15 protein-coding genes and 2 pseudogenes are annotated in these 18378 nt (G+C 63.0%); 10 read left to right on the top strand and 7 right to left on the bottom strand.

What is annotated here, in order from left to right; genetic code table 11:
- Window positions 1–366: 366 nt before the first annotated feature.
- A complete protein-coding gene (locus CT676_RS26140) occupies window positions 367–2154 on the top strand; it encodes a peptide ABC transporter substrate-binding protein (RefSeq protein ID WP_167768160.1) in 1788 nt (595 codons plus the stop codon).
- On the opposite strand, the gene CT676_RS26145 is transcribed toward CT676_RS26140, so the two are convergent.
- Window positions 2117–3094, bottom strand: coding sequence for an AraC family transcriptional regulator (locus CT676_RS26145; protein WP_167768161.1), 978 nt, complete (start codon window positions 3092–3094; stop codon window positions 2117–2119). The genes CT676_RS26140 and CT676_RS26145 overlap by 38 nt on opposite strands.
- A 221-nt stretch (window positions 3095–3315) precedes the next feature.
- On the opposite strand from CT676_RS26145, the gene soxC reads away from it, so the two are divergent.
- From soxC to CT676_RS26180, 7 genes are all read left to right on the top strand, one after another.
- Window positions 3316–4587 carry a sulfite dehydrogenase gene (gene soxC / locus CT676_RS26150; RefSeq protein ID WP_135215627.1) on the top strand — a complete coding sequence of 424 codons (1272 nt, stop codon included), beginning with the start codon at window positions 3316–3318 and terminating at the stop codon, window positions 4585–4587.
- Complete coding sequence (locus CT676_RS26155; protein ID WP_135215628.1) at window positions 4574–5122, top strand: cytochrome c; 549 nt, start codon at window positions 4574–4576, stop codon at window positions 5120–5122. Before soxC ends, CT676_RS26155 begins: the two co-directional genes overlap by 14 nt.
- Before the next feature lie 9 nt (window positions 5123–5131).
- Window positions 5132–5599: a DUF302 domain-containing protein gene (locus CT676_RS26160; RefSeq protein WP_135215629.1), complete on the top strand. Its 468-nt coding sequence runs from the start codon at window positions 5132–5134 to the stop codon at window positions 5597–5599.
- 32 nt (window positions 5600–5631) lie between these two features.
- Window positions 5632–5949, top strand: coding sequence for a hypothetical protein (locus CT676_RS26165; RefSeq protein WP_135215630.1), 318 nt, complete (start codon window positions 5632–5634; stop codon window positions 5947–5949).
- Window positions 5950–6120: 171 nt separating this feature from the next.
- Window positions 6121–7182 carry an efflux RND transporter periplasmic adaptor subunit gene (locus CT676_RS26170; protein WP_135215631.1) on the top strand — a complete coding sequence of 354 codons (1062 nt, stop codon included), beginning with the start codon at window positions 6121–6123 and terminating at the stop codon, window positions 7180–7182.
- Entirely contained in the window at window positions 7179–9509 is a 2331-nt protein-coding gene (locus tag CT676_RS26175; RefSeq protein ID WP_135215632.1) for an ABC transporter permease, read from the top strand. The genes CT676_RS26170 and CT676_RS26175 overlap by 4 nt, the downstream gene beginning before the upstream one ends.
- A complete protein-coding gene (locus CT676_RS26180; RefSeq protein ID WP_135215633.1) occupies window positions 9496–10479 on the top strand; it encodes an HlyD family efflux transporter periplasmic adaptor subunit in 984 nt (327 codons plus the stop codon). The genes CT676_RS26175 and CT676_RS26180 overlap by 14 nt, the downstream gene beginning before the upstream one ends.
- 116 nt (window positions 10480–10595) lie before the next feature.
- Here the strand turns inward: CT676_RS26180 and CT676_RS44295 are convergent, their stop codons facing one another.
- The gene (locus tag CT676_RS44295) at window positions 10596–10742 is read right to left on the bottom strand and encodes a hypothetical protein (protein WP_167768157.1); all 147 of its coding nucleotides are present in this window, start codon (window positions 10740–10742) and stop codon (window positions 10596–10598) included.
- 694 nt (window positions 10743–11436) lie between these two features.
- On the opposite strand from CT676_RS44295, the pseudogene CT676_RS45355 reads away from it, so the two are divergent.
- Together CT676_RS45355 and CT676_RS45360 are read left to right on the top strand one after the other, a co-directional pair.
- Window positions 11437–12680: pseudogene (locus CT676_RS45355) on the top strand (sigma 54-interacting transcriptional regulator); the annotation flags it as partial.
- Between the two features lie 324 nt (window positions 12681–13004).
- A complete protein-coding gene (locus tag CT676_RS45360) occupies window positions 13005–13106 on the top strand; it encodes a helix-turn-helix domain-containing protein (protein WP_244623272.1) in 102 nt (33 codons plus the stop codon).
- A 94-nt stretch (window positions 13107–13200) separates the two neighbouring features.
- Here the strand turns inward: CT676_RS45360 and CT676_RS26190 are convergent, their stop codons facing one another.
- The 5 genes and pseudogenes from CT676_RS26190 to CT676_RS26210 form a co-directional block, all read right to left on the bottom strand.
- The gene (locus tag CT676_RS26190; protein ID WP_135215634.1) at window positions 13201–14829 is read right to left on the bottom strand and encodes a molecular chaperone GroEL; all 1629 of its coding nucleotides are present in this window, start codon (window positions 14827–14829) and stop codon (window positions 13201–13203) included.
- 78 nt (window positions 14830–14907) lie between these two features.
- Window positions 14908–15702 carry an iron-sulfur cluster assembly protein gene (locus CT676_RS26195; RefSeq protein WP_135215635.1) on the bottom strand — a complete coding sequence of 265 codons (795 nt, stop codon included), beginning with the start codon at window positions 15700–15702 and terminating at the stop codon, window positions 14908–14910.
- Window positions 15702–16744 (bottom strand): annotated as a pseudogene (locus tag CT676_RS26200) (amidohydrolase family protein). Before CT676_RS26200 ends, CT676_RS26195 begins: the two are co-directional and overlap by 1 nt.
- 111 nt (window positions 16745–16855) lie before the next feature.
- Entirely contained in the window at window positions 16856–17212 is a 357-nt protein-coding gene (locus CT676_RS26205; protein WP_028150059.1) for an MmoB/DmpM family protein, read from the bottom strand.
- A gap of 46 nt (window positions 17213–17258) precedes the next feature.
- Entirely contained in the window at window positions 17259–18362 is a 1104-nt protein-coding gene (locus CT676_RS26210) for an aromatic/alkene monooxygenase hydroxylase subunit beta (RefSeq protein ID WP_135215636.1), read from the bottom strand.
- Window positions 18363–18378: the final 16 nt, after the last annotated feature.

Here is an 18378-nt window from a genome sequence, read left to right on the forward strand (position 1 = left end):
ACGAACTTGCTTGCGAGGCATAGACGGAAGCTGCGGCCGATGCCGGTGAATAGTGCGACAGCGATTCGGTTCCACCGATGCTGCTCATGCTGCTGACGCTCATACCCGCACTCCACTGTCATTGCGAACGCACGCTTTGCGTGCAATGCGCATGCCAGATGAGAGCCTCATTGCCATCAAGGGCTTATCGCGAAATCCGGCCGGCATCCCCTTCACGCCGGCAACAATGTCCCGGCAGAAGCTGCCCATCTCCACGTTCGCCATTTCGTCGCAGGGCCTTGCGGCCTCGCCGGCATTGCCGCCTCGTGCATGATGCAACATGATGGGGTGCCGAAGACGATTTTTCTTCGAGGTGGGGGTCATTCGATGAACGAAGACGAGATTCGCAAATCCATCGCGGAGGTGAAGCAAGGCACGCTGTCGCGACGCTCGTTCATCCGGACCATGGCTGCGGCCGGGATCGCCGCGCCGGTCGCGAGCCAGATCCTGCTCTGGAACAACGTCGCGATGGCGGATGCCACGCTGCCATACAAGCCGACCAAGGCCGGCGGCGGCGGCCCGCTCAAGATCCTGCTGTGGCAGGCCCCCACCCTGCTCAATCCGCATTTCGCCATCGGCACCAAGGATCAGATCGCCTCGCGCATCTTCTTCGAGCCGCTGGCCGGCTGGGACAAGGACGGCAACCTCATCCCCTGCCTCGCCGCCGAGATTCCGACCAAGGCGAACGGGAGCCTCGCAGCCGACGGCATGAGCGTCATCTGGAAGCTGAAGCAGGGCGTGAAGTGGCATGACGGCAAGCCCTTCACCGCCGACGACGTTGTCTTCACCTGGGCTTATGCGGCGGACCTCGCGACCGCCGCCTACAGCACGGGATCCTACAAGGACATCACCGTCGAGAAGATCGACGACCACACGGTCAAGGTGCTGTTCAAGGCCCCGACGCCGTTCTGGGCCGACCCCTTCGTCGGCTCGGTCGGCCAGATCCTGCCGAGGCACCATTTCGGCGACTATGCCGGCGCGAAGTCGCGCGAGGCGCCGGGCAATCTCAAGCCGGTCGGCACCGGCCCGTACAAATTCGTCGAGTTCAAGCCGGGCGACCTGATCCGGGCCGAACGCAACCCCGACTATCACGTCAAGAACCAGCCGCATTTCGACACGCTCGAGGTCAAGGGCGGCGGCGACGCGGTCTCCGCGGCGCGCACGGTGCTCCAGACCGCCGAGTACGACTATGCCTGGAACCTGCTGGTGGAGGAGGAGGTCCTCAAGCGTATGGAGGCCAGCGGCAAAGGCAGGGTCGACATCACGCCGTCCGGCAACGTCGAGTTCATCATCCTCAACACGACGGACCCGTGGACCGAGGTCGACGGCGAGCGCTCCAGCGTCAAGACCAAGCACCCGACGCTGTCCGATCCGGTCGTCCGCCAGGCGTTCAACCTCCTGATCGATCGCGAGGCGATCCAGAAATTCATCTACGGCCGCGGCGGCATCGCTACGGCAAGCTTCGTCAACCAGCCCCAGCAATTCAAGTCGGGCAAGCTGACCTACGCGTTCGACGTCGACAAGGCGAACAAAATCCTCGACGAGGCCGGCTGGAAGCGGGGCGCGGACGGCATCCGCGAGAAGGACGGCAAGAAGCTCAAATACGTCTTCCAGACCTCGATCAACGCCCCGCGCCAGAAGACGCAGGCCATCATCAAGCAGGCCTGCCAGAAGGCCGGTATCGACATCGAGCTGAAGTCGGTGACCGCATCGGTGTTCTTCTCGTCTGACGTCGGCAATCCCGACACCTACTCGAAACTCTATTGCGACATGGAGATGTACAACACGACGCAGCCGCAGCCCGATCCGGAGCGGTTCTTGAACCAGTGCGTCTCCTGGGAGATCGCCAACAAGGAGAACAAGTGGCTCGGCCGCAACATCTCGCGCTGGTCCGATCCCGAGGCCGACAAGGCCTACAAGACCGCGCAGCAGGAGCTCGATCCGGTCAAGCGCGCCGCGCTCCTGATCAAGGTCAACGAGATCTTCTGCGAAGCCAATATTCTCGTGCCGCTGCTCTCCCGCAACATCGTCGGCGCCGGCGTCAATAGCCTCATGGCCGACATCTCGGGCTGGGACGTCACGACCTGGAATCTGGGGAGCTGGTATCGGGTTTGACAACCGGCGCGCGAGGACCCGGCTCCCTCAAAGCGCCGGGTCGCATGCCGTATCTGCGCATGATGGCTTTGCTCAGCGCGCCTTCGGACGCATAACCGACCTCGCCGGCGATCTTCGCGATCGGATCGGAGGTGCCGGCCAGCCGCTTGCGCGCGACCGTCAATCGCAGATCGGACAGGAACGTCATGGGCGCGACCCCCGCGCGCTTTTGAAAAGCGCGCACCAGCGTCGCGCGCGAGGCGATCGCCACCGCCGCCATGTCGTCGAGCGTCCAGTCCCGGGCGAGATCGTTGAGGATCGCCGACACCACACGGGCCGTCATGCGGTCGCGCAACAGCGACACCGTCCCGTTCCCGGAGGCATCGTCCGAAAGATGGTCGCGGAGCATCATCACGAACAACGCCCTCGCAAGGTCGGCCGCGACCACTTCCGATCCAACCCGTCCAGCGTCCAGCTCTTCGCGGATGTCGATCAGCAGGCGCCGAAACCGTTCCAGCAGCGGCTCCTCCGCCGTGCGCAGGATGATCTCGTCGGGAAGGGCCGCAATCAGCGGGTTTTCATCCGACGTTTCGAACAGGAAACGGCCGCACAGCAGTTCGGTATCGACCTCGGCCTCGACCGTTGCGCGCTGGCGGACGCCATTTCGGACGTCGGTCGTAACACGCCCGACGGCGCCGCCCGTCCGGCTGCGAACCGCGTGACTGTCGCCGTGCGGCAGCAAGAGGATATCTCCGGCTTCCAGCCGCCGCGGGCCCAGGCCCGGCCGCTCGACCACGCAAGCGCCGCGCGTAACCATGTGGAATTGCGCCCATCCCTTGCCGTTCGGCGCGTGTAGCGACTCCCAGCTGCCGCCGAACTTGCAGGAATCCTCGAATATTGGACGGATCCTGAACAGCGGCACCATCGCCTTCAACAATTCCGCCGCGTCCGCCTCCGACATCCCTCTCCCCTTGATCCGCCCGGACATGTCTCCGAGCCGCCCGGCCATTCCATGGAACAGCCAAGCGCATCTACCGTACGAGCGGGCCGTCCCGCGCATGAGTGGACCAGTACTCATGGCTTTTAACACATCCTAACGAGCAATCCTCACGGTGTTCGGTAATGTCACGGCATGAAGGCGGCAGGGATTTCCAAAAAACAGGTTCATCGAGGGGAGATCATATGACGTCCAAGACGCCAGTTGAGTTGTTGCCACGGCCTGCGAATGTGTCGCGCCGTGGCTTCGTGGGAGGCCTGTCGGCGGGCATCCTTGGCGCGGTGGCAACCGAGGCGGCGGGCGCCGAGACGCTCGCCGACGTCCCCGATCGCGGGCCCGGCGCCGATCTCAGCGCGCACAGCGAACGCTCCCGGTTTGCAAAACTCGATCGCATCCCCGAGGCCACGCCGGGCAAGCGCAACGTCGATCCCGGCGATGCCATCAATTCCAAGACGCCGCACCAGAAGCTCGTCGGCAACATCACGCCGACCGACCTGCATTACGAGCGCAGCCATTCCGGCGTGCCCGATATCGATCCCGCGCAGCACCGGCTGCTCATCCATGGCATGGTCCAGAAGCCGCTGGTGTTCAGCGTCGAGGATCTGAAGCGGATGCCGTCGGTGACGCGCGTGGCGTTCATCGAATGCACCGGCAACGGCTGGGAGAATTGGAAAAAGGCCGATCCTGACGTGACGGTGCAGAACACGCATGGCCTCGTCAGCACCAATGAATGGACCGGCGTTCCGCTCAAATTCCTGATCGACCTCGTCGCCAAGGACAAGGGCTCGAACTGGATGCTGGCGGAGGGCGGCGACGGCGCGGGCGTCGATCGCAGCATTCCCCTCACCGACGAGATCGTGAACGAGGCTTTCGTCGCCTACGGCCAGAACGGCGAACCGCTGCGGCCCGCGCACGGCTTTCCGATGCGGCTGGTGATGCCGGGCTTCGAAGGCAACCTCAACATCAAATGGCTGCGCCGCCTCAAGTTCGGCAGCGAGCCCTGGATGACGCGCTGGGAGACGGCGCGCTACACGCAGCTGCTGGCCAACGGCAAGGCGCGGCAGTTCCAGCTGCGGATGGAAACCAACTCCGTCATCACGCAACCATCGGGCATGATGCAGATCCAGCCGGGCTATAACCGCATCTCGGGTCTTGCCTGGAGCGGTCATGGCAAGATCGCCAAGGTCGAGATCTCCACTGACGGCGCCAAGACGTGGAAACCCGCGCAATTGAGCGAGCCGGTGCTGTCCAAGGCGCAGGTGCGCTTCCAGATGGATTGGGTCTGGGACGGCAAGCCGACAAAAATCGTGAGCCGCTCGACCGACGACCAGGGCAACGTTCAGCCGGACCGGCAGTCCTTCATCGCCGCGATGGGGACCAACGCGCTGTTTCACTACAACGCCCAGCAGACCTGGAGCATCGACGAGGCCGGGAGGGTCCGCAATGTCCTCGCATGACAAGCTGTTTCTCGCCGGCATCCTCGCCGCCGGCCTGCTCGCGGCGCCCGCGCTGGCGTTCGATTTCGGCCGTCCGGCGACGCCGCCGGAAATCAAGCTGTGGGACATCGACGTCGGCCCCGACGGCAAGGGCCTGCCCGACGGCAGCGGCACGGCGGTGCAGGGCAAGCAGATCTTTGCCGACAATTGCGCGGCCTGTCATGGCGACAACGGCCAGGGCGGCATCAAAGATCGTCTCGCCGGTGGACAGGGCACGCTCGCCTCCAACATGCCGGTCAAGACCGTCGGCAGCTTCTGGCCCTATGCGACGACCCTATTCGACTACATTCATCGCGCGATGCCGTATCCGACGCCGGGCTCGCTCAGCACCGACGAGACCTATGCCGTCACCGCCTACATATTGAGCCTCAACGGCATCGTTCCCGCCGATGGCAAGGTCGACAAGGAGTCCTTGCCGAAGATCAGGATGCCCAATCGCGACGGCTTCATTCCGGAGCCGGAATTCGACCCGGCGCGATTATTCCGCATGAAGTGAGCTGACATCATGAGGCTCATCTCACTGGTCGGGATCTTCGCGCTGGTCGCGACATGTTTCTGGGAGACACAGGCAATGGCTACAGACGGACTTATCACCATCAAGAGCAATTTTGGCCCGCAGGACACGATGACGCGGCTCGAGACCGAGGTGAAGGCCAAAGGCCTCACCGTGTTTGCCCATGTCGATCACGCCGCGGGCGCTGCCGCCGTCGGCATGACTCTGCGGCCGACTGATCTGCTCATCTTCGGCAACGCCAAGGGCGGCACGCCGTTGATGCAGCAGGCGCAGACCGCCGGCATCGACCTGCCGCTGAAGGCGCTGGTCTGGCAGGACGAGCAAGGCGCGACCTGGCTGTCGTACAACGATCCGGCCTATCTCGCCGGCCGTCACGGCGTCGGCGAGCCGGCCAAGACGGCCATCGGCGCGATGACCGCCGCACTGCATGCGATCGCGGCCAAGGCCACCGCACCGTAAGCGCGACGCGACGGCCGCGCGAGGAGAGGTTCATGAACGTGACCAGCGGGCAACCGGCGCCGCCCGAGGCGCAAGACAGCAAGCTCGCCAGATGGCTGGTCATCGCGGTGTTGTGCGCCATGCTCGTCGCCGCGAGTGTTCTCGGCTATCTCGGCTGGACCAGCACGGATACCAGCGTGCCGGCGTCCGGCTATGTCGCGCTGGTGCTCGGCGTGGTGTTCTCGCTGGTTGTCGGCGTCGGCCTGATGGCGCTGGTGTTCTACAGCAGCCGCAAAGGCTATGACGAGCCGGTGGTGCTGATCCGGGAGCCGGAGAGCGATCCGGACGATGGGCGGACGGACCCGCGCTAAGCCGCAACAAGGGGGTGACGGGGTGACGGGTGTTTTGCCCGACGAGCAATCCGAATAAGATGGCCGCCGGCACGTCGCGGAGTATTGAAAGTACCGCACCGCTTCGCGATTGCGACGGGGCCTGGCAACCGAATAGAGTGGGCCATCCCGTCACGAGAAAGGGAGTCAGGCATGGACGCGCCGAGCTCTGACAAGGACATTCAAAACACACCCGACGAGCCGGCTAACGAACAGGCGAAAACCACGCGCAACCCAACACGTACTCCTTCCATCATCGTCGGTGTCGTTGCGGCTGCCGTCGTCGCGCTTTCCGCCTTCTATCTCTTACGACCCGAACCATTGCTCGTTCAAGGCGAGGTCGATGCAACGCGGCTCGATATCGCGGCGCGCGTGGACGGACGGGTCGGCAAGATTCCCGTCGAACGCGGCCAGAACGTTGCTGCGGGCGCGGTGCTGGTCCAGATCGACAATCCGGAAACGCTGGCCAAGCACGAGCAGATGAAGGCGGCCAAGGCTGTCGCGGACGCCCAGCTCGCCAACGTTCTCGTCGGAACGCGGGTGGAAGTCATTGCCGCTCGGAAGGCGGAAATGGAGCGCGCCCAGGCGGCGCTGGTGCTGGCGCAAAAGACCTTTGACCGCACGCACACATTGACCGAGCAAGGCAACGCGCCGCAAGCGCGCCTCGATCAGGCAACCGATGCGCTGCATGAAAGCGAACGCGCGGTCGATCAGGCCAAATCGGCCTATGCGCAGGCGGTCAATGGCTACACCAAGGAGGAGCGGGCCATTGCCAATACCAATGTCGAAAAGGCCAGTGCCGATATCCAAAGTGTCCAGTCGATCATCGACCAGCTCGTGGTTTATGCGCCCGTAGCCTCGCAGATCTATCAGCGTAATGTGGAACCCGGCGAATACGTCTCGCCGGGCGTCCCGCTCGTCACCTTGATCAATCTCGCGGACCTCTGGGTGCATTTCGATCTGCGCGAGGATCTCGTCAAAGGCCTCAAGGTCGGCGATCGCTTCGATGTCCGCATTCCCGCCCTCGGCGACCGCTCGGTGACAGTCGAGGTCAAGCTCATCGCGACCAAGGGCGAATATGCAAGCTGGCGGGCCACGCGTGCTTCGGGTGATTTCGACCTGCGGACGTTTTCGATCCGTGCCTATCCGGTGCAACCCGTGCCCGAGCTGCGACCGGGAATGAGCGCCTATCTGGATTGGCGGTCACGGCCATGAGGCCGGCGCCCAAGCCCGGATTTCTGCTGGTCGCGCGGCGCGAGTGCCGCTGGCTGTTTCACGATCGCGTGGCGCTGCTCCTGATCTTCGGCGTGCCGCTGTTCGCGTTCGTGGTTCTCACCACGGTCTTTAGCCATCCGGTCATCCGCGGGCTCGGCGTGACTGTCGTCGACGAGGACAAGTCGGACGCGTCGCGCGCCCTGGTGGAATACATTGCGGCGTCGCCAAGCCTGAAGATCGTCGACCGCTCCGGCACGCTGTCCACGGCCGTGCAGGACATACGCTCCGGCAAGTCGATTTCGGCCGTCTACATCCCGCCGGATTTCGAGCGCGACCTGAAGGCCGCGCGCCGCCCGCAGATCGTCGGATTTTACAACCAGCAGTTTTTGACTCCCTCCGGCATCGCATCCTCGGGTCTGAGCGATTCACTTTCCGCCGCGGCAGCCGTGGCCGCTCCCGCCAGTCGCGCGGCACCTGCGCCAGCGTCCCTGGGAGCGCTCAAGGCGGAGACCATGGCGCTCGTCAATCCGCAGAAGAACTACGCGCAGTTCCTGCTGCGCGCGCTGCTACCGACCATCATCCATGTGGTGATTACCCTTGCCGCCGGCTATTCCGTTGGCTCCGAATTCCGCCGCCGCGACGCGCGGGCCTGGCTCGAAAGCGCCGGCGGTGATCCGCTTGTCGCGCTGGCCGGCAAGCTCGCGCCGCTGTTCTGCCTCTTCATTTTGATCATGCTGGCCGAGCCGCTGTTCCTAGAGGGCGTGCTGGAGATTCCCTTCAAGGGCGACTTGCCGTTGATGATCGCTGCTGCCTCGCTGTTGATCATCGCCTATCTGTCGCTCGGCGCCCTGCTCCAGCTTCTGGTCGGCGATCTCGCCACCGGACTCGGGCTTGCGGGCCTCATTGCCTCGCCCGCGTTCGGCTATGCCGGCGTCGGCTTTCCCACCATCGGCATGAATGCTTTTGCGCAGACATGGAGCGCGATCCTGCCGCTTCGCTGGTACATGGCCGTCCTGCTGGGACAAGCCGCGCGGGGATTGCCGGTCGCGGATTCCGCCCTTCCCTTCGCGGCGCTTGCGGGCCTGGCGTTGCTCTTTGCCGGCCTGGCGTGGATGCGCATGGCGAACGTCACCCGCAAGGGATGGTTTGCAACAGCGCGGCCTGCCGAGCCACACGAGGTCATCTCCACACCGCGCGGCGTCGGCGGCGCCTTCGTGGCGGAGTGGCGGCGCGTGCTGGGAACGCGGGGCGCCTTCGCTCTGCTGTTTCTCGCTCCCCTGGTCTACGGCATCTACTATCCGCAGCCCTATCTGAACCAGATCCTTCGCAAGCTTCCGATTGCGGTCGTCGACAACGATCTCAGCAATCTCAGCCGGCAGATCGTCGAGACGCTGGACGCGAGCGGCGCATTAAGCGTGACGGTTCGCGCCCGAACGCTCGCCGAGGCGCGTAGCGCGATCGATCGCGGGCAGGCCTTTGCCGCCGTCGAGATTCCACCCGACACCGAACGCGACGTGCTCAAGGGCATCACCGCCCACATCCCCGTCTATGCGGACGCAACCTATCTGTTCATCTTCAGATCGAGCGCCAGCGGGGTCGCCACCGCCATCGGAACCTTGACGTCCGAGCTGGTTTCGCGCGGCGCGCGGTCGGATGGCAGCCTCGTCAAGGCAAAGCTGGCAAGCTCGAGCCCGGCCGACGTGCTGCTGCAGCCGATCTTCAACCCGGTGGGCGGCTATGCGAGCTACGTCGTTCCGGCGGCGTTCATCCTGATCCTGCAGCAGACCCTGCTGATCGGCGCCGCGATGCTGACCGGCACGGCGCTGGCGAGCGGAGGCGCAGCCTTTGCCGGCGTGCTCGGCCGCGGCATCGCGCATCTGACCGTCTACCTTCCTGCGCTCGCGCTCTACGTCATCGTGCTGCCCCGCATCTACGGCTTTTCCACGCTCGGCCATCTTCCGCAGATTCTCGCGCTCGCGAGTGTCTTCCTGCTGGCGACGAGTTTCATGGGTCAGGCTGTCGGGGCCTGGTTCACGCGACCGGAGAACGCAACCATCCTGCTGCTGGCGACGAGCCTGCCGCAGTTCTTCATGGCCGGCTTCGCATGGCCGCGCGAAGCGATTCCGGACGTGGCCCTTGCGTTCGGCCGGTTATTCCCGGCCGACTCCGCGATCGACGGCCTCGTGCGCGTCAACCAGCTCGGCGCCGGCATCTGGGAGGTTGCGCATGACTGGCTCGCATTGTGGTGCCTGGCGCTCGGCTACTTCGCGCTCGCGGTGATCTCGGCATTTGCCGTCAGGAGGAGACAGGGACATGCCCAACCTTAGACCTGCCGCCTTCGTCGCGATTCCGCTCGCGCTGGTCGCGGCGGGCGCGCTGCTCTATGTCATGCGCCACTCGGCACCGCAGGCAGCCATCGTCGGCGTCGTGCGCGCGACCGAGATCAGGGTCGAGCCGGAGGTCAACGGCCAGTTGGTCTCGATCGCGGTCGAGAAGGGTGCCTCTGTGAAAGCCGGCGACGTCGTGGCGCGGCTCTCGGCGGTGGAGTTGACGGCTCAGGCGGACCAGGCGCGTGCCGCGCTCGCGTCCGCCGTCGCAAGCCGCAACAACGTCTATGCCGGCGTGCGCCGCGAACAGGTCGACTCGCTGAAAGCCGCCATCGCCAAGGCCGGCGCCCGCCTCGACTATGTACAGGCCCAGCTCACCCGGACCAGCACGCTGGCGCGCCAGAGCTTCGAATCCCAACAGTCGCTTGACCAGGCCGAGAACGACGTTGCAAGCGCGCGTGCCGGCGTGGCGGAGGCCCAGGCCAATTATAATGCGGCGGTGGCGGGACCAACCCGGGAAGAGCGCGCGATCGCCGACGCGCAGGTGCAGGCCGCGGCCTCCGCGGTCACCGTGCTCGAGCGCCGCCTCGACAAGATGGTGTTGCGCGCGCCGGCCGACGGCGTGGTCAGCGTCATCGCCGCCGAGGTTGGCGAAAATGTTCGCGCGGGCCAACCGATCCTGATGGTCGAGGCGGCGGGCAGGCAATGGCTCTCGTTCAACGTGCGCGAGGATCATCTCGATCGTCTCGCGATGGGAGAGACAGCGAATGTGATGCGGAACGGCGCTAATGGCGCGACGAAGGCGGTCATCACTGAACTTCGACCGCTCGGCGTGTTTGCCACCTGGCAGGCCGAGCGGGTGATTGGCGATCATGACCGCAACACGCTTCGCCTGCGCCTCGACCCCAAGGGAGACAAGGGAGAGTTAGCAGGCCTTGAGCCGGGCATGACCGTCTGGATCGGCCCCTAAACCCCGGTGATTTGAGCTCGCGGAACCAAGCTGTTCCGACCGTCTGCAAAATGAAGCCCCAACAGTCATTGAGACCACTGGGGTTTTTCAACAGCCTTGCGGAATTCGAATTCAGCCTAGCTGGTGACGGCGGCTTCGGGGTAGGGCGCCGTATTCTTCGCGCGGTTGTCGATGCTGAGAGCGCCCGCACCGAAAGCCGCGATCTGGAGCAGTCCGCCCGCCATCATCACGTTCTTCAGGAAGTGAATCACCCCGATGTCCATAGCTGCGGCCCGTGTGGATGGCCGAAGATACTAGCCCGCGCCGCCCAATTCCCTGATGCTGCGCCGCACTACTGCGCGCCTAGCCCGGATTTTCGAATAGATCGAGCCGCGGCCCAGCGGAACTTCGATCGCTACCTTTGCTAGAACCATTCAAAATGTATAGGCTGATCTGGCCAACGGGCTTGAGAGAAAGGCCCGGGACGTTCGGGACGTGGAACGCTGAAGGGGTTGCTTGATCGGAAGGCGCGGTCGTCTTCACGGCGGGTGCGACGGATATGGAATCCGATTCAGACGGCCGTCACGGCGGCCTGGAAGGGTCTTACCGTCGGACTTTACGTGAGCGAACCGGCAGTTGCGTCAGGCACTCCCCCGCATTCAGGTGAATGATCGCAGGGTCCGTCATGAGCGGTCCAGCACCTTTCACGTCGGAGGAGCCGGGATGGACCAACGAGAAGTGCTGGCGGCGTGGGAAAAGTTCGTCGAGCGCGGAGCGTTGTCATCCGACTTGAGATCATCGGTCGCAGCGTCGTGGCAGCGATCCAGGAACCATCACGTCACCGTCGACCGTGCGCGAGCGCCGCTCGTCGCGGACGCCGAGTTGTTTCGTCATCGCTCCAAATACGCGTCGCTCCGTCATGCCGCCCGCTGCGCTCTCGAGAACTCAAAAACATTTCTGCGCGATGCAAACTCAATCATGATCCTCACCGATCCGAGTGGGCTGATCATCGATACGCAGGGCGACAACAGGGTCATCGACGCCGGCCGCGCAGTCCATCTCGAACACGGAGGTCGCTGGAGCGAGGCCGACATCGGCACCAACGCGATTGGCGCTGCGATAGCGGAGTCGAAACCTGTCCAAATTCACGGTACAGAGCATTTCTGCTCGGAGGTTCAGCGGTGGACTTGCGCTGCCGTCCCGGTTCATGACCCGACCGATGGCGAACTGCTTGGCGTGGTCGACATCTCGGGTCCTGCAAGCACCTTCAATCCGCAGAGCCTGGCTTTGGCCGTCGCGGTCGGCCATCACGTGGAAAGCGTTCTGGCCCAATCGGTCCGACAGGAACACGAGGAGTTGCTGTGCCGCTTTCTCGGCAGGAGATCGCAATGGGCGAACGATGAATGCATCGTGCTCGATCGTCGTGGCATGATCCTCCACGCCACCGAGCGTGCTCTGAACGCACTCCAGCATGATCGCCACGGCATTCACAACGACGCGCCAACCCGCTTTTTGAAGACGGTTCCCTTCGATGAGTGGCCGAGCAGGTTGAAAGAGCTGCTTCCCAACGCGAGCTTCAACTTCGTCGAGAACGAACGCTCCGGCATCGGCGCCATCGTGGTGCTGCATGCGCGACGACGCCAGTTGATCACGCATCGCGACGTCCAGAAATCGAGATCCGAATCTGACGGTCGCGAGACCGCGGGCTCATCATCTGCCCGAAAGGATTCAAAGCCGGAACCACGGTCTCTTCAGAGCATGGCCGCCGGCTTCGTTGCGGACGACCCCGCGGTCCGAGCCATCGTCCGTCAAGTCGAGACCGCGGCAGCACGCAAGATGCCCATCCTCATCCGAGGCGAGACCGGAACCGGCAAGGAACAGCTTGCCGCCACGCCCATATGGCGAGTGGGCGGACCGGCTCGTTCGTTCCAGTGAATTGCGCCGCCCTGCCGGAAAGCCTGATCGAGAGCGAGCTGTTTGGCTATGCCGCCGGAGCATTCACCGGGGCGCGGCGCGGCGGCGCGATTGGACTGGTCAAGGAGGCCGACGGCGGCACGCTGTTCCTTGACGAGATCGGCGACATGCCCGTCGCGCTGCAGGCGGTGCTTCTGCGCCTGCTTGACGACTGGACCGTGCGCCCCGTCGGCGGCGTCAGATCGAAGGTCGATGTCTTTCTCATCTCCGCGACCAACGCCAGGTTGGACAAGGCCATCGCCGAAGCCCGGTTCCGATCCGACCTGCTCTATCGTCTCAATACGCTCGAGGTCAACCTGCCACCGCTCCGGGATCGCAACGACTTTGACGCCATCGTTCGCCATCTGCTCAATGCGATCGACCCGAATTGCGAGATCACGCGGACGGACATTGCGCATCTCGCCGCACGTCCATGGCCTGGCAACGTCCGCGAGCTCCGCAACGTTCTGGCGCGATTCACCCTTGCCGCTGCGGGCGGCTCTATCAACGAAGCCAGCGCGGAGAGCATCGTTCAACACCCTGGAACGGAGTCCGGATCGCTCCACGACATCCACCGCGCGCGAATCCTCGTTGTGTATGCCGAGACCGCCGGAAACGTCAGCGAAACCGCGCGGCGCCTCGGCGTCTCAAGAAACACCATCTATCGCGCACTGGGGCAGAAGAAGCCCGAGTGATGCCATAGTGCCTCGAAGCGCCTATGCTGCGAGTATCGCAGCATGCCCAGTTATGGACAGAGCGCCGGTCGCTTCGAACCGATGATTGTTCCGTTCAAAGCAGCTCGGCACCACCACCTCGGGCCGGGCCGGCGGTCGGATCGTAGTCGTCTGGCTTCTTGGCGATCAAGGTCTGAGTCGTCAGGATCAGTCCGGCCACCGATGCCGCATTGCGAACCGCGCTGTAGCAAACCTTGACCGGGTCGATGATGCCAGCTTCGACAAGATCGACCGCCGAACCATTGCGCACGTCGAGCCCGTGGCCATTCGTGGCCTTGGCAATTCTCGCAACTTCCGCCTCTCCGTTCAGGCCGGCATTGGCGGCAATGTAGAAAAGCGGCCGGCTGAGCGCGCGTTGCAGCAGCTCGGCGCCCTGCCTGGCGCCTCCGTCCAGACGACTGATCAATTCGTCGAGCCTTGCAGCGATCCTGAGCAAAGCCACTCCCCCGCCCGGCACAATGCCTTCTTCGATCGCGGCGCGGGTCGCGTTGATCGCATCCTCGATCAACTGGGTCCGGCGTTTTTGCTCGACCGGCGTCGCGCCGCCGGCAAGAATCATCGCTGTGCCGCCGGACAGTTTTGCGATGCGCTCCTGGAACTTGTCCCGCTCAATATTTTCGGGAGCGGCATCGTATTGGCGCAACACCTGCTCGCGTCGCGCCGCGATGGCCTTCTGATCGCCACCTCCCGCCGTGATCAGGGTCTTCGAGGCGGAAATGCGCACTTGGCGCGCGGACCCGAGGTCGTGCAGCTCCACCTTCTCGAGCCTTCCGCCTAGATCGGCCGAGATAACGCGCCCTCCGGTCGCGATCGCGATATCCTCGAGCATCGCCTTGCGCCAATGGCCGAACTCCGGCGGGTGAATCGCGGCAACCTTGAAATTGGATTTCTCCCGACGCGCCAGCAATTGCATGATGACAGATGGCGCCACTTCCTCGGCGATGATCAGCAAAGGTCGCCCGCTCTTTTCGATGAGCGAGATCACACCAGCCAGTTGCTCCCCGGTCTGGATCTTGAGATCGGTCATGACGATGAACGGACTGTCGAGAACCACCTGCATTTTCTCGACATCGGTGACCATATGATGTGAAAGATAGCCGCGATCGAAGGCCATGCCTTCAACGATTTCCAGCGTCGTCTCGACCGTGTTGCCAAATTCCACCGCGACGATTCCGTGATTGCCGGCGCGCTCGAAGGCTTCGCCGACCATATCGCCAAGCCCTGTGTCGTTGGCGGCAATGCTCGCAACAGCCCGCAGGCCAGCAGACCCCTGCAGCGGTCGCGCCGACCGTCGTAACGCCGTGATGGTCTCACTAACCGCCAGCTCCAGCCCTTGAACCAGCTCGACCGGATTGGCGCCGGCTGCTAAACATTTCAGGCCTTCCTGCACAAGAACATCGGCCAGCACGGTGGCCGTGGTGGTGCCGTCCCCCGCCACCTCATTGGTTCGCGCTGAAACCTCACGCAACACCTGCGCGCCCATATTCTCAAACGGGCATTCAAGTTCGATTTCGCTGGCAATGCTGACGCCATCGCGCGATACGATCGGTGTGCCGATCGGTCGGTCCATGATCGCGTTCATGCCCCTCGGACCCAGCGTTCCGCGTACCGCCTTGGCGAGCTTGGCGACGCCCCGGCCCAGCGCGGCCCGCGCAGCTTCATCGTGCAACATGATCTTCGGCATTCTATATCCCCGACTTTGCCTTGAGGTCGTCTGGTCTGGACTTGTTATCGATGCTGCGCACCCGCATCACGGCACCTGTTACGTGCCCGGCGACGCCGGCATCGTCCTCGATTTCGGTACGAACGGTGTATCGAGGTCGAACCGCGCGGCAAGCAGGCCGCGGCACAGTGCGCCGTTGAATTCAGCATTGATGCCCACGCGCCGTAGATTCGACAGGTATGCGGCAAGGCCGTCGGCTTTCAGCCGCGCTCCGTTCGCATCGACAAAGGCTGGTTCACCACCGCTTGCCGGACCTACGACGGCACGTCGCTCGAGATAGCGCTGAATCAGCGTCTCACCTGCATCGTCGAGCGGCAGGCAACCGAGCTCCGTCAACGTCAGGCTCACGATCTCTGCCGGCGATTGCCCCAGCGCGATGAGGTGACTGAGTAGCGCAACCTGCCGGCGCTGGAACGCCTTGACGAGGAATGTCTGACGCAGATCATCGAGGCTGCCATCGGCCTCGGCGCCGAACGTTTCCTGGAACGAGCGCCCCTGCGCGAGGCCCGCATTGATCTTGTCGGCATACATGTGCTCACCCAAGACCACGCTGACGCCCTTGACCCAGTCCAACGCGCTGATGGACCGGCGCATGTCGTCCGCCATCAGGAACGAAAAATTGGCAGCGCACCAATAGGTCGGCAAGCGGAACTCGATGTGGACCCGATCCTTCGCGTCGACATCGGCCCTGGTCACGAAATTCAGGTCGATGACGGACTCGTCGAGTTCCGGGTCCATCACGTCTCGCAGGCAGGCCCATATCTGCGCCTGCCTGTCATCTGACGAATGGCTTCTCGGCCACTCCCTCCCCTCAACGCCACGCTTCATGGCCATCACCTCGGCGCGTGAACGGCTTCGGGCAAGTGGGCATAACCGCCGCCCGCCTGGATCTTCTTCTTTTGCGCTTCGACATCGATGCCGTAGATGCGCGCGGCATTGAGACCGAGGATCTTGATTTTCGTTTCCATCGACAGCACCGAACCGGTCTCCTTGGTGACGTCGGCCGGAATTTCAAATGCCATGAACTTGTCGATCAGCCATTTCGGCGTCCAGATGCCATAATCGCTACCGTAAAGGATCTTGTCCGGTCCGACCCAGAATAGCAGTTCGGAAATGACGTGGGCGAAGTACCCCGGCCGCGAATGGATGAAGGGCAACGCCACCGCGAGGCCGGCATAGACATTGGTTTCCTGGGTCGCGATCCAGCAGAAGTCGTCAAGGCGCGGCAAGCCACAATGCTCGACGATGAAGTTCAAATCCTGGAACGAGGTGGCGACGTCATCGATATCGCGACATCGAACGCGTCCCGGTTCAGCGGGATGATCGTTGGCCCCTTGTGGACGTGGATGTTCTTGATCCCGAGCTTCTGCGCCGCCTCGAGATACTGGTAGGACGCCTTGTCGGTGAGCTTGTAGCCCTTCGACTCGCCACGCCATTCGGCGGTGTAAAGCTTGACTCCCTTCAGCTTGTGCTTCTCGGCGAGCGCATGAAGGTCTTCGATGCCCTTGGTACCGTCACGCGGATCAAAGGCGCCGTTCAGGATGAAGCGGTCCGGGTGGCTCTTCTTCATCGCCGAGTTTCGTTCGGTGGTGTTGAAGCCGTTCTTGTAGAAGTCGGTGAGATAGGTCGGCTGCAGGATCGCCATGTCGTCGTAACCGGTGACGAACAGGTCGTCGAACATCGTCTTGGCGTCGTACTTCTCGAACTTCTCCTTCTCCCATTTCTCCGACGGCGGGCTCAGATTCGAGTGATAGGCGTAGAAGCAGTCGATGAACTGCTTGCCATGGATGTTCTTCTGGTTGGCCGGGCTGCCATCCCAGAAATGCGTATGCCCATCGATGACAAAAATCTCTTCACCCTTGGCCGTCCTGTACATGGCGTTACTCCCGCTCCGCTGGATATTGCGTGTTGTTGTGAGGCGCGATTGATGTCGTCGAAAGGAGCCCGGCCGGCTCTGGTGCCGGCCAGGCTGGTTCGCTGGCGATCATTAAACGATGTATTTCATCATCTCGTTCATGTCGCCGAACAGCATGACGGTGTTGTCATCCGTCATGACCATGCGGCCGTAATGCGTCGAGGTTGAAATCTCGAAGAGATGCGGGGTCATGACGCGGCCCAACTCCTCGGAAATCTCATCCATCTTGAATTCCATCTTGCCGTCGCCATCGATACGGATCATCGCCGGCATGTAGGTCACCTTGATGTGTTCATGACGGCTCATGACTTCGGCGATAGCGCGCGCCTCGACGCTATCGTTCATTGTCACTCCGCATTGATGCGACACCGTGTCCTCGAACGTGATGTCTTTCATCGATTTGAAGATGTTGTCATTCTCGTGCAGCATGTCGGTCTCCAGAAGGATTGAGTGTGAGGGCGTGAAGCGATGCCGATTACGACGCCAGTCCGGCCGGAACCGTCAGGCCAAGCTCGGTGGCGATACCCCTGATACGATTCTTCGCGCGTGCCATGGCATCGGCGAAAGCCGCGACCTTGACCCGAGGCTGCGACCAGATGGGCTGCAAATGATTGGCGGCATCGAGCGCGAGATCGGCATGATTGGCCAACCATTTGTTGAACAACGCAAGGTTCTGCGCCCCGAAGGTCGGATCAGTGCCGAGGATGTGGAACAGCTCGACGGTGTTGGCGAGATTGCGCTCATAGTCGGCCTCCGCAGCGGAGACGACAGCCGGAGTGATGAAGTCGTTCTGCGCAGACGCCGCCTGCATCAGGAAGCCTGAGCGGAAGAGTTCGCCGACCAGCGGCTCGAACACCGCATTGGTCGCAAAATATTGCTCGAGATAGTCGTTTGAACCCATCACTGATTCGACCGACTTGCGCACGCCTTGCCAGATCGGATCTTCCAGCCAGTGCTTCTTGCCGGCGGCAATGTCGAAGCCTGGAAGGTCGAGGCCGATTTCGCTCAGATAAAGAGTGATGTCCTGCGCGAAGCGAAGCTTGTAGGACGAGTTGGTCAAGATCGCATTGTTGACCATCTGCGTGTAGCCGTAACGTTGCGCCTGCATCGTCGAGGTGCCGAGACCGAACTCGGCATGCTTGTAGGCTCCGAGATGGTTCTGCAATATCTTCACCCAGGCGGGATCGAAGCGGGTCGGCGCGCCCGATTTCCGGCCATTCTCGATGGTGTTCTGCACCATGCCGCAGATCGTCGACTGACGCTGGTAATGGGTACGCTCCCACTCCTGGTCGACAGCACGGAATTTGTGCCAGTTCGAGCTTTTTGCCGCCGTCCAGTCCTTAGAATAGGTCGGCGTTCCGTCAGGGAACGAGATGATCCAGTCCTGCAGCAGATATCGCTCGGGATCGGGTTGAACATCGACCGTCATGTCTTCGTAATGGGTCGCCTTGCGCCCCTTCGGTTCGAAGTAGTTGTACTTGCGGCTGTCGGAGCCCGGGAAAACCGCTGCCCCCGCGGCTCCGGATTTGACGATTGCCGCAGGCTTGGTCGCTGCTGCTCTGCTCGTTTGCGCGCTCATTGCTTACTCCCTTTCT

The organism is Bradyrhizobium sp. MOS001 (assembly GCF_004634465.1).
Taxonomy (GTDB): Bacteria; Pseudomonadota; Alphaproteobacteria; order Rhizobiales; family Xanthobacteraceae; genus Bradyrhizobium; species Bradyrhizobium barranii.

Excerpts from the sequence above, each read along its gene's own strand:
- CT676_RS26140 (WP_167768160.1), top strand. The coding sequence starts at position 367 with ATGAACGAAGACGAGATTCGCAAATCCATCGCGGAGGTGAAGCAAGGC.
- CT676_RS26145 (WP_167768161.1), bottom strand. The coding sequence starts at position 3,094 with ATGTCGGAGGCGGACGCGGCGGAATTGTTGAAGGCGATGGTGCCGCTG.
- soxC (WP_135215627.1), top strand. The coding sequence starts at position 3,316 with ATGACGTCCAAGACGCCAGTTGAGTTGTTGCCACGGCCTGCGAATGTG.
- CT676_RS26155 (WP_135215628.1), top strand. The coding sequence starts at position 4,574 with ATGTCCTCGCATGACAAGCTGTTTCTCGCCGGCATCCTCGCCGCCGGC.
- CT676_RS26160 (WP_135215629.1), top strand. The coding sequence starts at position 5,132 with ATGAGGCTCATCTCACTGGTCGGGATCTTCGCGCTGGTCGCGACATGT.
- CT676_RS26165 (WP_135215630.1), top strand. The coding sequence starts at position 5,632 with ATGAACGTGACCAGCGGGCAACCGGCGCCGCCCGAGGCGCAAGACAGC.
- CT676_RS26170 (WP_135215631.1), top strand. The coding sequence starts at position 6,121 with ATGGACGCGCCGAGCTCTGACAAGGACATTCAAAACACACCCGACGAG.
- CT676_RS26175 (WP_135215632.1), top strand. The coding sequence starts at position 7,179 with ATGAGGCCGGCGCCCAAGCCCGGATTTCTGCTGGTCGCGCGGCGCGAG.
- CT676_RS26180 (WP_135215633.1), top strand. The coding sequence starts at position 9,496 with ATGCCCAACCTTAGACCTGCCGCCTTCGTCGCGATTCCGCTCGCGCTG.
- CT676_RS44295 (WP_167768157.1), bottom strand. The coding sequence starts at position 10,742 with ATGGACATCGGGGTGATTCACTTCCTGAAGAACGTGATGATGGCGGGC.
- CT676_RS26190 (WP_135215634.1), bottom strand. The coding sequence starts at position 14,829 with ATGCCGAAGATCATGTTGCACGATGAAGCTGCGCGGGCCGCGCTGGGC.
- CT676_RS26195 (WP_135215635.1), bottom strand. The coding sequence starts at position 15,702 with ATGGCCATGAAGCGTGGCGTTGAGGGGAGGGAGTGGCCGAGAAGCCAT.
- CT676_RS26205 (WP_028150059.1), bottom strand. The coding sequence starts at position 17,212 with ATGCTGCACGAGAATGACAACATCTTCAAATCGATGAAAGACATCACG.
- CT676_RS26210 (WP_135215636.1), bottom strand. The coding sequence starts at position 18,362 with ATGAGCGCGCAAACGAGCAGAGCAGCAGCGACCAAGCCTGCGGCAATC.